The sequence below is a fragment of the Nocardia aurantia genome, assembly GCF_009604425.1.
In the GTDB taxonomy this organism is placed as follows: Bacteria; Actinomycetota; Actinomycetes; order Mycobacteriales; family Mycobacteriaceae; genus Nocardia; species Nocardia aurantia.
Genome location: NZ_WEGI01000011.1, coordinates 96390 through 109029 on the forward strand (window position 1 = coordinate 96390; position 12640 = coordinate 109029).

At 70.8% G+C, this 12640-nt stretch carries 11 protein-coding genes; 7 read left to right on the forward strand and 4 right to left on the reverse strand.

Going from position 1 to position 12640, the window contains the following annotated elements:
- From NRB56_RS24745 to NRB56_RS24765, 5 genes are read left to right on the forward strand one after another with little or no spacing between them, the layout of a single operon-like run.
- Positions 1–1467: an MSMEG_0567/sll0787 family protein gene (locus NRB56_RS24745; protein WP_153346227.1), complete on the forward strand. Its 1467-nt coding sequence runs from the start codon at positions 1–3 to the stop codon at positions 1465–1467.
- The gene (locus NRB56_RS24750) at positions 1464–2375 is read left to right on the forward strand and encodes a carbon-nitrogen hydrolase family protein (RefSeq protein WP_153346229.1); all 912 of its coding nucleotides are present in this window, start codon (positions 1464–1466) and stop codon (positions 2373–2375) included. Before NRB56_RS24745 ends, NRB56_RS24750 begins: the two co-directional genes overlap by 4 nt.
- Positions 2368–3609 (forward strand): MSMEG_0569 family flavin-dependent oxidoreductase, encoded by a 1242-nt coding sequence (locus NRB56_RS24755; protein ID WP_153346231.1) that lies wholly within the window; start codon positions 2368–2370, stop codon positions 3607–3609. Before NRB56_RS24750 ends, NRB56_RS24755 begins: the two co-directional genes overlap by 8 nt.
- Positions 3610–3620: 11 nt before the next feature.
- The gene (locus NRB56_RS24760; RefSeq protein ID WP_153346233.1) at positions 3621–4472 is read left to right on the forward strand and encodes a carbon-nitrogen hydrolase family protein; all 852 of its coding nucleotides are present in this window, start codon (positions 3621–3623) and stop codon (positions 4470–4472) included.
- Positions 4472–5557, forward strand: a complete 1086-nt coding sequence (locus NRB56_RS24765; RefSeq protein WP_153346235.1) for an MSMEG_0565 family glycosyltransferase — start codon at positions 4472–4474, stop codon at positions 5555–5557. Before NRB56_RS24760 ends, NRB56_RS24765 begins: the two co-directional genes overlap by 1 nt.
- Positions 5558–5607: 50 nt before the next feature.
- Here NRB56_RS24765 and NRB56_RS24770 read toward each other — a convergent pair whose 3' ends face one another.
- Positions 5608–6570: a LysR family transcriptional regulator gene (locus NRB56_RS24770; RefSeq protein WP_153346237.1), complete on the reverse strand. Its 963-nt coding sequence runs from the start codon at positions 6568–6570 to the stop codon at positions 5608–5610.
- A 100-nt stretch (positions 6571–6670) separates the two neighbouring features.
- On the opposite strand from NRB56_RS24770, the gene NRB56_RS24775 reads away from it, so the two are divergent.
- Both NRB56_RS24775 and NRB56_RS24780 read left to right on the forward strand, forming a co-directional pair.
- Positions 6671–8041 carry an MFS transporter gene (locus NRB56_RS24775; RefSeq protein WP_153346239.1) on the forward strand — a complete coding sequence of 457 codons (1371 nt, stop codon included), beginning with the start codon at positions 6671–6673 and terminating at the stop codon, positions 8039–8041.
- The gene (locus NRB56_RS24780; RefSeq protein ID WP_153346241.1) at positions 8038–8784 is read left to right on the forward strand and encodes a 3-hydroxybutyrate dehydrogenase; all 747 of its coding nucleotides are present in this window, start codon (positions 8038–8040) and stop codon (positions 8782–8784) included. The genes NRB56_RS24775 and NRB56_RS24780 overlap by 4 nt, the downstream gene beginning before the upstream one ends.
- A 113-nt stretch (positions 8785–8897) precedes the next feature.
- Here the strand turns inward: NRB56_RS24780 and NRB56_RS24785 are convergent, their stop codons facing one another.
- The 3 genes from NRB56_RS24785 to NRB56_RS24795 all read right to left on the reverse strand — a co-directional run bounded on the left by NRB56_RS24785 (position 8898) and on the right by NRB56_RS24795 (position 12576).
- The gene (locus NRB56_RS24785) at positions 8898–10226 is read right to left on the reverse strand and encodes a bifunctional o-acetylhomoserine/o-acetylserine sulfhydrylase (RefSeq protein ID WP_153346244.1); all 1329 of its coding nucleotides are present in this window, start codon (positions 10224–10226) and stop codon (positions 8898–8900) included.
- 300 nt (positions 10227–10526) lie between these two features.
- On the reverse strand, positions 10527–11738 hold the full coding sequence (locus tag NRB56_RS24790; RefSeq protein WP_319943483.1) for a cytochrome P450 family protein: 1212 nt from the start codon (positions 11736–11738) through the stop codon (positions 10527–10529).
- A gap of 145 nt (positions 11739–11883) precedes the next feature.
- On the reverse strand, positions 11884–12576 hold the full coding sequence (locus NRB56_RS24795) for a FadR/GntR family transcriptional regulator (protein WP_319943484.1): 693 nt from the start codon (positions 12574–12576) through the stop codon (positions 11884–11886).
- Between the last annotated feature and the right edge of the window lie 64 nt (positions 12577–12640).

Consider the following 12640-nt stretch of genomic DNA (forward strand, 5'->3'; position numbering starts at 1 on the left):
ATGCCGGCCGCGCGATTCGCCACTTCCGGTGAAACAGCCTGGTGGGGTGCGGGTCTGGATAGGCCACGAGCGCCGCAGGTCGATCGCTGCCTGCTGGCCGGGCAGACGGTCGCGGCTGCCCCGGGCTATCTGATCCGGTCCGCCGACGGCCGGGACCTGGCCGCCTACCGGGCCCTGCGCCGGTCGGCCTTCGTCGTCGAACAGGGCCTGTTCGCCGGCAGCGATGCCGACGACCTGGACGATGACCCGCGCACGGTCGTGCTGGTCGCGGCCACCGCCGACGGCACGATCCTCGGCGGGGTGCGCCTGGCTCCGGCGACCGACCCGGATCTGGGCTGGTGGACCGGCAGCCGGTTGGTGGTGGATCCGGCCCGTCGCACCCACGGGCTCGGTCCCGCCCTGGTGCGCGCCGCCTGTGCGCACGCCGAGGCCGGTGGCGTCCTGCGCTTCGAGGCGACCGTCCAGGCGGCGCACGAGCCGATGTTCGCGCGTCTGGGCTGGAATCGCCTGGGCGACTGTGTGATCGGCGCGACGCCACATGTGCGGATGCGGTGGCCGATCGACCGGATCCGGCGGCTGGCCCACGCCACCAAGGCCGCGCTCGGTCCCGCCCTCGCGGTGCTGAACCGGCATCCGATGGCACTGGGCGGCAGTGGTTTCCGCGGTGACGACGGAGCGCCGGTGCCCGGCACGGACCTGATCGCGGCCTGCGACGCGATCGTTCCCGCCATGGTGGAACGTGACCCGGAATGGGCCGGTTGGTGTGCGGTGCTGGTCAACCTCAACGATCTCGCGGCGATGGGCGCGGCACCGGTCGGGCTGCTGGACGCGGTGGGTGCGCCGACCGATTCGCTGCTGACCCGGATCCTGCGCGGGCTGGCCGAGGCCGCACGAGCCTGGGACGTGCCGGTGCTCGGCGGTCACACCCAGCTCGGCGTGTCCGCCGCGCTGTCGGTCACCGCACTCGGCCGCACCGCGCGGCCGATTCCCGGCGGTGGCGGCCGGGCGGGCCACGAACTGCGCGTGACCGCCGACCTCGGCGGTCGCTGGCGACCGGGATACCAAGGACGCCAATGGGATTCGACGACATCCCGCAGCGGCGCCGAACTGCGCGCCCTGGGCGGTTTCGTCGCCGCCACCGCGCCCGCCGCCGCCAAGGATGTCAGCATGGCCGGGCTGGCCGGTACCGCCGGCATGCTGGCCGAGGCGTCCGGAGTCGGGGCCGAGGTGGAGGTGGCCCGCGTCCCGCGGCCCGTCGGCGCCGGAACGGCCGATTGGCTCACCTGCTTCCCGGGTTTCGCGATGCTCACCGCCGATCACCCCGGCGCGCGCATCGCCGACCCCGGACCGGCGACCTCGGCGGTGTGCGGAACCTTGACCGCCACACCGGGAGTCGTCTTGCGCTGGCCCGACGGGGCCGTCACCGACGCGGTGCCCGGCACCGTCACCGGATTGGGAGAATCATGAGCGAGACCGTCATCTCCGTCGCCGCCGCCGAATTCGGCCGCGATCTGGAACAGTGCTATCGGACCATCGGCGCCCTGATCGACGAGGCGCGCGCCCGCGGCAGCCGGCTGCTGGTCCTGCCCGAGGCCTGCCTCGGCGGCTATCTGACCAGCCTCGGCGGCACCGACGAGAGCGAGGAGGCGCGGCAGCGCCGGTTGCGCAGCCTGCCACCGGCATTGAACCTGGACGGACCGGAACTGCGCCGGATCGCCGCCCTCGCCGGGGATCTCGTCGTGACCCTCGGTTTCTGCGAGGCGGACGGCGACACCCGGTACAACGCCGCGGTCACCCTCACCGGCGACGGCATCCTCGGCTCCTACCGCAAGGTGCATCAGCCGCTCGGCGAAAACCTCTGCTATGCGGCGGGTTCCGAATTCCGGGCGTTCGACACCCCGATCGGCCGGATGGGCATGCAGATCTGTTACGACAAGGCCTTCCCGGAGGCCGCGCGCGGTCTGGCGCTGGACGGCGCCGAGATCATCGCCTCGGTGTCGGCCTGGCCGACCGCCCGCACCGCCGCCGCCGAGCGGCTCGAGGACGATCGCTGGACCCAGCGGTTCGACATCTTCGATCGGGCCCGCGCGGTGGAGAACCAGGTGATCTGGATCGCGTCGAATCAGGCGGGCCGGTTCGGTTCGCTGCGCTTCGTGTGCAGCGCGAAGATCGTCGGACCGGGCGGCGACGTGCTCGCCACCACCGGCACGGAGCCCGGATTGGCCACGGCCGCCGTCGATGTCGCGGAGGCGTTGCGACTCGCCCGCGACGGCGGCATGTACAACCTGCGCGACCGCCGGCCCGAGGTGTACGGCAGCGTCGTCCAGCGTTACGGCGTGGTGGGCCGACCGGAACGGGAGACCGCTCATGCCTGAGCATCGGCGGGTGGTGGTGATCGGCGCCGGTCAGGCCGGGCTGGCGATGAGCCGGCACCTGGTCGACCGGGGCATCGATCACGTGGTGCTCGAGCGGGACACCGTCGCCCACGAATGGCGCGACAGTCGTTGGGACAACTTCACTCTCGTGACACCGAACTGGCAGTGCGTGCTGCCCGGCTACCGGTACGAGGGGCCGGATCCGGACGGTTTCATGCCGCGCGACGAGGTCTATCGCTGGGTGCGTGGTTACGCCGGCACCTTCGACCCGCCCGTGCGCGAGCACACCGAGGTCACCGCGGTGACGCCGGCCGCCGACGGGTTCGACGTCGAAACCGCCACGGGGCCGGTGCATTGCGATCAGGTGGTGGTCGCGGTCGGTGGTTACCACGTGCCGACCGTGCCGAGGTTCGCGGAGCGGCTGCCCGCCACGGTCACCCAGCTGCACTCCGCGCAGTACCGCAGCGCGGCGGCGCTGCCGCCCGGCGCGGTCCTGGTGGTCGGGACCGGGCAGTCGGGGGCGCAGATCGCCGAGGATCTGCATCTGGCGGGACGGCGGGTCCATCTGGCCGCCGGTGACGCGCCGCGGGTGGCGCGGTTCTACCGCGGCCGGGACTGCGTGGCGTGGCTACAGGACATGGGCCACTACGACATTCCCGTCCAGGAACAGCCCGGTGGCCTGGCGCGCCGGGAGAACACCAACCACTACGTCACCGGCCGCGACGGCGGCCGTGACATCGACCTGCGCCGATTCGCCCTCGAGGGCATGTCCCTGTACGGGCGGATGGCCGACTTCCACAGCGGCCGGGCACATTTCGCGCCGACGCTGGAACGGTCCCTGGACGCCGCCGATGCCGTCGCGGACGGGATCAAGGACTCGATCGACGCCTATATCGCCCGGTCCGGCATCGACGCGCCCGTCGAGCAGCGGTACGTGCCGGTGTGGCGGCCGGAGCGGGAGATCACCGAGATCGACCTCGCCGCATGCGATATCACGACGGTGCTGTGGTCGGTGGGCTTCCGGACCGATTACCGGTGGCTGCGCGCGAGTGTCTTCGACGGCGCGGGACATCCGTGCCACCACCGGGGCGTGACGGCCGTTCCCGGGCTCTACTTCCTGGGGTTGCCCTGGCTGCACACGTGGGGCTCCGGCCGGTTCGCCGCGATCGCCCGCGACGCCGGACATCTCGCCGACCGGATCGCGGTCCTCGCCCGCGAAACCGCCGCCGCCTGAGGCGCACCGGGATGACCGTGATCCGGATCGCCGCCGTCGCAGCCCATTTCGGCGCCGATATCGCGCGCTCGCTGGACAAACTGGCCGCCATCATCGAGCGACTGGCGGCCGACGGCGTGGACCTGCTGGTGTTGCCGGACGCCACGCTCGGTGGCTACATCGGCGATCTGCGCCATCCGGATCCGGCCTCGGGCCCGGAGGCGATCGATCCGGACGGTCCGGAGATCCGGCTGCTGTGCCGCACCGCCGGCGCGATGGTGGTGTGCGCCGGCTACGCCGAGCGGGCGGGCGACCTGCGCTACAACGCGGCGGTCTGCCTGTCCGGCGACGGGGTGCTGGGCCGCCATCGCAAGGTGCACCAGCCGGCCGGTGAGCATCTGGCCTACGCCGCGGGGGATCGGTTCTCCGCCTTCGATACTCCCGTCGGCCGGTTGGGCATGCTGATCGACTACGACAAGACCTTCCCGGAGTCGGCCCGCACCCTGGCCCTGGACGGCGCCCGGATCGTGGCGGCGCTGTCGGCGTGGCCCGCGAGCATCACCGATCGCGCCTCCCGGATGCCCAACGACCGCCAGGCCCGCCTGTTCGACCTCTACGATCAGGCCCGCGCCGCCGAGAACCAGGTGGTGCTGGTGTCGTCGAATCAGACCGGCGTGACCGGCAATCTGCGCTTCCTCGGACAGGCGAAGGTGGTCGGGCCCGGCGGGGAGATTCTGGCCCGCACCTGGTCCAAGGGCGGCCTCGCGGTCGTGGACCTGGACGTCGACGCCGAGATCGCCCGGGCCCGGCGGGTGCTGCGTCACCTGGCGGAGCGCCGCACCGACGCCTATCACAACCTGTTGCGCGAGAAGGGGATCCACTGATGCGCATCGCGCTGCTCACCTACTCCACGAAACCCCGGGGTGGGGTGGTGCACACCCTGAACCTGGCCGAGGCGCTGGCCCGCGCCGGTGCGGACGTGACGGTGTGGACGCTGGGCCGCGGTGGCGACGACGCGTTCTTCCGCCCGGTGGATCCGGCGGTGACGGTGCGCGTGGTCCCCTTCCCGCCGATCGAGGACGAACCGGTCGGCCCCCGCATCCTCCGCTCGATCAGTCTGCTGCACAACGCCTTCCCCGGCAACGACTACGACGTCGCGCACGCCCAGGACTGCATCAGCGCCAACGCCGTCCCGCACTGTGTCCGCACCATCCACCACCTGGACCACTTCACCACCCCCGAACTGGCCCGCTGCCACGAGCGCGCGGTGGTGCAGCCGTACGCGCGGATCTGCGTCTCGGCCGCGGTCGCCGCGGAGGTCGAGGCGGGCTGGGGCCTGCGCCCCACCGTGATTCCCAACGGTGTCGAATACGACCGCTTCGCCGCCGCGGCCGCCCCGACGGCCGCCCCCGCCCGCGCCGCCTGGCGAGAACGCCTGGGCCGCTACGTGCTCGCAGTCGGCGGCATCGAACCCCGCAAGGGCAGCCTGGACCTGCTGGAGGCGTTCGCTCTGCTGACCCGAAACCACCCGGACCTCGAGCTGGTCTTCGCCGGCGGCGAGACCCTCTTCGACTACCGCGACTACCGGTCCCGATTCGACACCTGTGCCACCGAACTCGGCCTGCACCCGATCGTCCTCGGCCCCGTCCCGCACTCCGACCTGCCCACGCTGCTGGCCGCCGCCACCATGCTCCCGTTCCTGTCCGCGAAGGAGGGCTTCGGCCTCGCCGCGATGGAAGCCCTTGCGGCCGGAATCCCGGTCGTAGCACGAGATCTCCCCGTCCTGCGCGAGGTGTTCGCCGACACCGTCGACTACGCCGACACCCCACCCGCCGCGGCCGTCGCCATGTCCCGCGCCCTCCACCCCGACCCCACCCGAATCATCTACGGCCGCAACCTCGCCCGCAGCTACGACTGGGACCGGGCCGCCACCGCCCACCTCGCCTTCTACGAAACGCTGGCAGCGTGATCCGTTGCGTCCGACCGCGGCTCACCACCGAGTCCTGATGTGGCAACGAATCACGCGGTGATGCCGAGCAGGGCGTTGCGCTGTTCGGCGACGGTCGTGTGGAGGGCGTCGACGACGGTGGAAACCTCGGGGCGGCGGAGGGTTTCGGGCCGGCCCACGAGCCAGTAGGTGAGGCGGACGGCCACCTCGGTGGGGAGGACTCGGATCAGGTCGGGGTGGCGGTCGGCCATGAAGCAGGGGAGCAGGCCCAGGCCGGCGGCGGCGCGGGTGGCCTCGACGTGGACGAAAACGTTGGTGGACGAGACGGATTCGCGCATGGCGGGGGCGAAGCTGGAGGCCAGGTCGAGGTCGTCCACCTGGAGCATCGACTCGATGAAGTAGACCAGGGGGTGGCGGCCGAGGTCGTCGATGCCGGTGGGGGCGGGGTGGTCGGCCAGGTAGTCGCGGGAGCCGTAGAGGCCGAGGCAGTAGTCGCCCAGGGGGGTCGCGATCGCGCGGTGGACCTTGGGGCGGCCCACGACCACTTCGAGATCCAGGCCGGAGCGCTGGGTGGAGGCCCGGCGGGTGGCGGTGATGATCTCGACCGCGACCCGGGGGTGGCGGCGCTGGACGCCGGCCGCGGCGGGGGCGGCGATGTAGGCGCTGAAGCCGTCGGTGGCGGAGATGCGGACCACGCCCTCGAGGATGCGGGCGCCGGTGGCGTCGGTGGCCAGGGAGCGGACCGCGGCGTCGACGGCCTCGGCCGCGGCCAGCGCCTCGCGACCCAGGTCGGTGAGCTCCCAGCCGCCGGTGACGCGGGTCAGGACCCGGCCGCCGAGGGCCTGTTCCAGGGCGGCGACGCGGCGGGAGATGGTGGTGTGGTTGATGCCGAGTTCCTCTGCGGCGGAGACGAATCGGCCGGTGCGGCCCACCGCGAGCAGGACCAGGAGGTCGTCGGGGCTGGGGCGGCGGGCCGGGGTGGGGCTGGTGATCACATCTGCATTTTCGCAGGGAACCGGTGCGGAATTGGGCATTGTGACCGGCATATATCTGCACCGATACTCGGATCCGACCAGGAAATGTGGGAGGCGTCACATCTTCGCGGCGTGACTCCCGGTCGAGAAGGAGTGACTGATGAGGGTGCGCAACGCGGCGCGGGCGGACGATTCCGGCACCCGCGGGCTGCGGACGGTGGTGGCCGCCTCGATGGCCGGGACGGTCGTCGAATGGTATGAGTTCTTCCTCTACGGCACGGCGGCGACGCTGGTGTTCAGCAAGGTGTTCTTCGCGAAGGGCGGCAGCGATCTGGACGCGGTGCTGGACGCGTTCATCACCTACGCGATCGGGTTCGCGGCCCGGCCGATCGGCGGAATCGTGTTCGGGCACTTCGGCGATCGGTACGGGCGCAAATCGCTGTTGCAGGTCAGCCTGGTGCTGGTGGGTGTCTCCACCTTCCTGATGGGGTGCCTGCCGACGTATCACCAGGTCGGCTTTCTCGCGCCGGCGCTGCTGGTGATCCTGCGGTTCCTGCAGGGATTCGCCGTCGGCGGCGAATGGGGTGGTGCGGTGCTGCTGGTCGCCGAGCACAGTCCCGCCCGGGGCCGGGGGTTCTGGGCGAGCTGGCCGCAGGCGGGGGTGCCGGCGGGCAACATGCTCGCGACCGTCGTGCTGCTGGTCCTGACCTCCACGCTGTCGGACGCGGCGTTCCTCACCTGGGGCTGGCGGGTGGCGTTCTGGTTGTCGGCGGTGGTGGTGCTGATCGGCTACTACGTCCGCACCAAGGTCACCGACGCGCCGATCTTCGTTGCGGCGCAACGGGATGCGGAGCGGATCCGGGAGGCCTCGTTCAGTGCGCTGGAGGTGCTGCGGCGGTATCCGCGCGGGGTGTTCACCGCGATGGGGCTGCGGTTCGGCGAGAACATCATGTATTACCTGGTGGTCACGTTCTCGATCACGTATCTGAAGGTGCACGTGAAGGCCGACACCAAGACGATCCTGTGGTGGCTGCTGGCCGCGCACGCCGTGCATTTCGTCGTGATTCCGCTGGCGGGCAGGCTGTCGGATCGGATCGGGCGGCGGCCGGTCTATCTGTTCGGGGCGCTGACCACCGCCACGTGGGGCTTCTTCGCGTTCCCGATGATGGACAGCGGGCACAAGCCGGTCATCATGGCCGCGATCATCGTCGGACTGGTGTTCCACGCCTTCATGTACGCGCCGCAACCGGCCATCATGGCCGAGATGTTCCCGACCCGGATGCGGTATTCCGGTGTGTCCCTGGGCTATCAGGTGACCTCGATCGTCGCGGGTTCGCTGGCGCCGATCATCGCGGTGAAACTGCTGGACACCTACAAGACGTCGGTGCCGATCGCCTGGTATCTCGCCGGCGCCGCGGCCGTGACGCTGGTGGCCGTGGGATTCGCGCGGGAGACCCGGGGCGCGGATCTGGCGGCGCTGGACCGGATCGAGCCCGCTCCGGCCGAATTCACCGCGGCCGTCGCGAAATGACCGCGACGACCGGACGTTCCGCGCTGGTGACCGGCGGCGGCAGCGGGATCGGGGCGGCCTGCGCCCGCGCGCTCGCCGCCGCCGGGGTCGCCGTCACGGTCGCCGACATCGACGGCGCCGCCGCGGCGGCCGTGGCCCGGGAGATCGGCGGAAGGCCGTGGGAGGTGGACCTGCTCGACGTGGCGGACCTGGAGGAGCTGCGGCTGGAGGTGGACATCCTGGTCAACAACGCGGGGGTGCAGACCGTCAGCCCGCTGGAACAGTTCCCGCCCGCGCGATTCCGGAACATGCTGGCGCTCATGGTGGAAGCGCCGTTCCTGTTGATCCGGGCCGCCCTGCCGCACATGTACGGGCAGGGCTTCGGGCGGGTCGTGAACATCTCCTCGGTGCACGGGCTGCGCGCCTCGGAGTTCAAGTCCGCGTACGTGACCGCCAAACACGCACTGGAGGGGCTGTCCAAGGTGACGGCCCTGGAGGGCGGCGTACACGGGGTCACCAGCAATTGCGTGAATCCCGGCTATGTGCGAACGCCGCTGGTGGATAAGCAGATCGCCGAACAGGCTGCGGCGCACGGGATTCCGGAGCAGCAGGTGCTGGAGCGGGTACTGCTCACCGAAAGCGCCATCAAGCGCCTCATCGAGCCGGAAGAGGTTGCGGCGCTGGTGGTCTGGCTGGCCTCGGCGCACGCCGGCATGGTGACCGGGGCGTCGTACGTGATGGACGGCGGCTGGAGCGCGCGGTGAGCCGGGCCGGATGCGCCGCGCCCGGCGCGACGACGCCCAGCCGCCCGTTCGGTGCGGGCAGCCGGGCGTCCGGGGTGGATCCATTCAGGGACCGCGGGATCCACCCCTGCTCGTTACTGCGCGGCCGCGGCGAAACCGGCCCGCAGATCGTCGAGAATGTCCTCGATACCCTCGATGCCGACCGCGAGCCGCACCAGGCCCGGCGTCACGCCCGAGGCCGCCTGCTCCTCCGGGGTCAGCTGCGAATGCGTGGTCGACGCCGGATGGATCACCAGCGACCGCACATCGCCGATGTTGGCGACGTGGCTGTGCAGGGTGAGGGCCTCCACGAACCGCTTGCCCGCGTCCACGCCGCCGGCCAGCTCGAAACCGATCACCGCGCCGACACCCTTGGGCGCCAGCTGCCGCCCGCGTTCGTACCAGGGTGAGGACTCGAGGCCCGCGTAGTAGACGGTCGTGACGTCGGGCCGTTCCGCCAGGAACGCCGCCACCGCTTGCGCGTTCTGCACGTGCCGTTCGACCCGCAGGCTCAGCGTCTCGAGGCCCTGGCTGATCAGGAACGCGTTGAACGGCGCGATGGCCGAGCCGAGGTCGCGCAGCAACTGCACCCGGGCCTTCAGCGCGAACGCCGGCGCGCCGAGGTCGGCGTACACGACACCGTGGTAGCTGGGATCCGGGACGACGAAGCCGGGGAAGCGCGGCTCGCCGTTCTCGTCGCGCACCGTCCAGTCGAAGGTGCCGCCGTCGACGATGACGCCCGCGATCGCGGCGCCGTGCCCGCCCAGGTACTTCGTGGCCGAGTGCACGACGATATCGGCGCCGTGGGCCAGCGGCTGGATCAGATACGGCGTCGGCACCGTGTTGTCGACGATCAGCGGCACGCCGGCCGCGTGCGCCACCTCGGCGATGCCGGGCAGATCGAGGATGTGGTTCTGCGGGTTGGACACCGTCTCGCCGAACAGCGCCTTGGTGTTCGGCCGGATCGCCGCGCGCCACTGGCCGAGATCGTCGGGGTCGTCCACGAACGAGACCTCGATGCCGAGCTTCGGCAGGGTGTAGTGGAACAGGTTGTAGGTGCCGCCGTACAGCTTGGGGCTGGACACGATGTGGTCGCCGCTGCCCGCGAGGTTGAGGATCGCGAAGGTCTCCGCCGCCTGACCGGAGGACAGGAACAGGGCCGCGACGCCCCCCTCCAGCGCCGCGACCCGCTGCTCGACCGCGTCCTGGGTGGGGTTGGCGATGCGGGTGTAGATGTTGCCCGGCTCCGCCAGCCCGAACAGCGCCGCGGCGTGGGTGGTGTCGCGGAAGGTGTACGAGGTCGTCTGGTAGATGGGCAGCGCACGGGCGCTGGTGGTCCCGTCGGGGGTCTGGCCCACGTGGATCTGCTTGGTCTCGAAACTCCATGCGGCCGTGGGGTCGATCGGTTCGGCGGCTTCGGTCATCGCTGGCTCCTGATGGCGTGTGGGTGCGGCCTGCCGGCCGGCGAGCTGATGGCAGGTGGTCCGGCACCACGGTAGGAACCGGTTGCCGTCGCGGCGATAGTTCCGTTCTCCCTGAGCGCAACCAGCGAGATCCCGGACGCCGGACCGATGCTACGGGTATGCTGCCCGGTCGGATCGAAGGAAACAAATTTCACACTCGCGACAGATCGCGGGAATCCGCCGTGTCGGCCGAATTCATCCGAGGTCAGCCCCGATCGCTGACCTGACGGGCAGCTTTCGAGAGGCGGACACCCATGAGTGTCAATTCCCCAGTAGCACCGGCAGTTCGGTCAGGCCGCGGATCAGGGTGGATCGGTAGTAACGCAGCGCTGTCCGGTCGGTGGCGAGCCGCAGTCGCGGGAACCGTCGCAGCAGGGCGTCGAACGCGACCACTGCTTCCAGCCGCGCGAGTGGCGCACCGACGCAGTAGTGGATGCCGTGACCGAAGGCCAGATGGCCGGTGGCGTCGCCTTCGAGATCCAGATCGTCTCCGGCCGGAAACTGGGCTGGATCGCGGTTGGCGCCGGACAGCGCGACCTGGACCAGTTCGCCCGCCGGGATCTCGGTACCGCCGATCGCCACCGGCTCGGTGGTGAATCGCAGGGTGGAGACGTTCACCGGGCCGTCGAAACGCAGGAACTCCTCCACCGCGACCGGTATCCGGGCCGGATCGGCACACAGTGCCGCCCAGCGGGTTTCGTCGCGCAGCAGCGCCAGGACGCCGTTGCCGATCAGGTTCACGGTCGTCTCGTGACCCGCGACCAGCAGCAGGAAGGCCATGGCGACCGATTCGGCCTCGGTGAGCCGATCGCCGTCCTCGCCGGGCTCGAGGATCGTCGACAGCAGATCGTCGGCAGGATGAGAAAGCTTGTGCTGCACCAAATTCCGCATGTACCGCGTCATCTGCTCGGCCGCGTCCGTGGTGTCGGGGGAGCGGCCGCCGATACCGAGCAGGGTGGCGGTCCAGGCGCGGAAGGAGTCCCGGTCGCCGAGGCCGACCCCCAGCACCTCGCAGATCACGGTGACGGGCAGTGGTATCGCGAACTCTTCCAGCAGGTCGACGCGGTCGCGGCCGTCGAACCGGTCCAGCAGCTCGGCGGTGATCTGCTCGATGCGCGGCCGCAGGGCCGCGACCTGCCGTGGCGCGAACGCCTTGCTGACCAGCTTGCGCAGGCGGGTGTGATCCGGTGGGTCGGCGTTGAGCATATGCGCGGTCAGCATCGACTCTCGAAAGTCGACATGCTGATCCGGTCGTTTGCGGCGGAACACCTCGATCAATTCCGTGGCGTCCTTGCGCAGTCGCGGATCCGACAGCGCCGCCCGGCCTTCCGGGTAGCCGACGATGATCCAGCGGGGGATACCGTCCGGGAAGCGCACGTGGCGCACCGGACCCCGTTCCCGCCACCGCCGATAGTAGGCCTGCGGCTCGGTGAAGAAGTCGTCCCCCAGCGTTTCGATCACGGCATCGACCACCTCATCGACGCTACGGACCGCCGCCGGACCGTGCAAGCAGCTCGCGTGTCACGCCGCGCCAAGTCGTGGCGAAGCGACTCGGCCGCAACGTCTTTCGAGCATGGTTCATCGAAATCGATGGTGTACGTGGCAATTCGCGCGCAACTCAGGCGCCCGGATCCACCAGCGCGTGGAATCCGGCGATGTGCACCTGCACCAGTTCGGCGGCCTTGGCGCCGTGGCCGCGGCGGATCGCGGCGACGATCTCGCGGTGTTCGCGGCGCAGTTCGGCGGCGACGGCGGGCCAGTCCGACAGTCGCGACACCGCCGCCATCACGTAACCGTGGATCGCCTCGCGCAGCGAGGACATCATCGCCTCGATGAGCACATTGCCCGCCAGCCCGGTCAGCGCGACGTGCAGATCCGCGTCGAGGCGGTGGAATTGATCGGGACTGAGCGCCGGATCGTCCATCGCGTCGAGCAGTGCGTCGACCTCCGGCAGCGGATTGCCCGCCGCCCGGAAGGCCGCCTCGCGAACAGCCCAGGTCTCCAACAGGATCCGGGTCTGCACGAGATCGCGCACCGGCAGCGTGTGGGTGGCGACGTGCAACCGCAGCGCGGTGCCGATGGAGGCGGCCGGATCGGCGGCGACGATCGCGCCGGCGTCCGGGCCGGAGCCGGCGGAGGTGCGCACCACGCCCATCGCCTCCAGCACGCGCAGCGCCTCGCGCACCGATGAGCGGCCGACCCCGAGCTCCTCGGCCAGGGCCCGTTCGGCGGGCAGCCTGCCGCCCACGACCAGCCGCCCGGCCGCGAGGTCCGACTCGATTCGCTGCAGGACGACTTCGTGGGTTCGCACCCCGGCAGCTTACCTTGTGGTCGGACCATAGTGTCACAGTGGTCCGACCATAGTGCTACCGTGG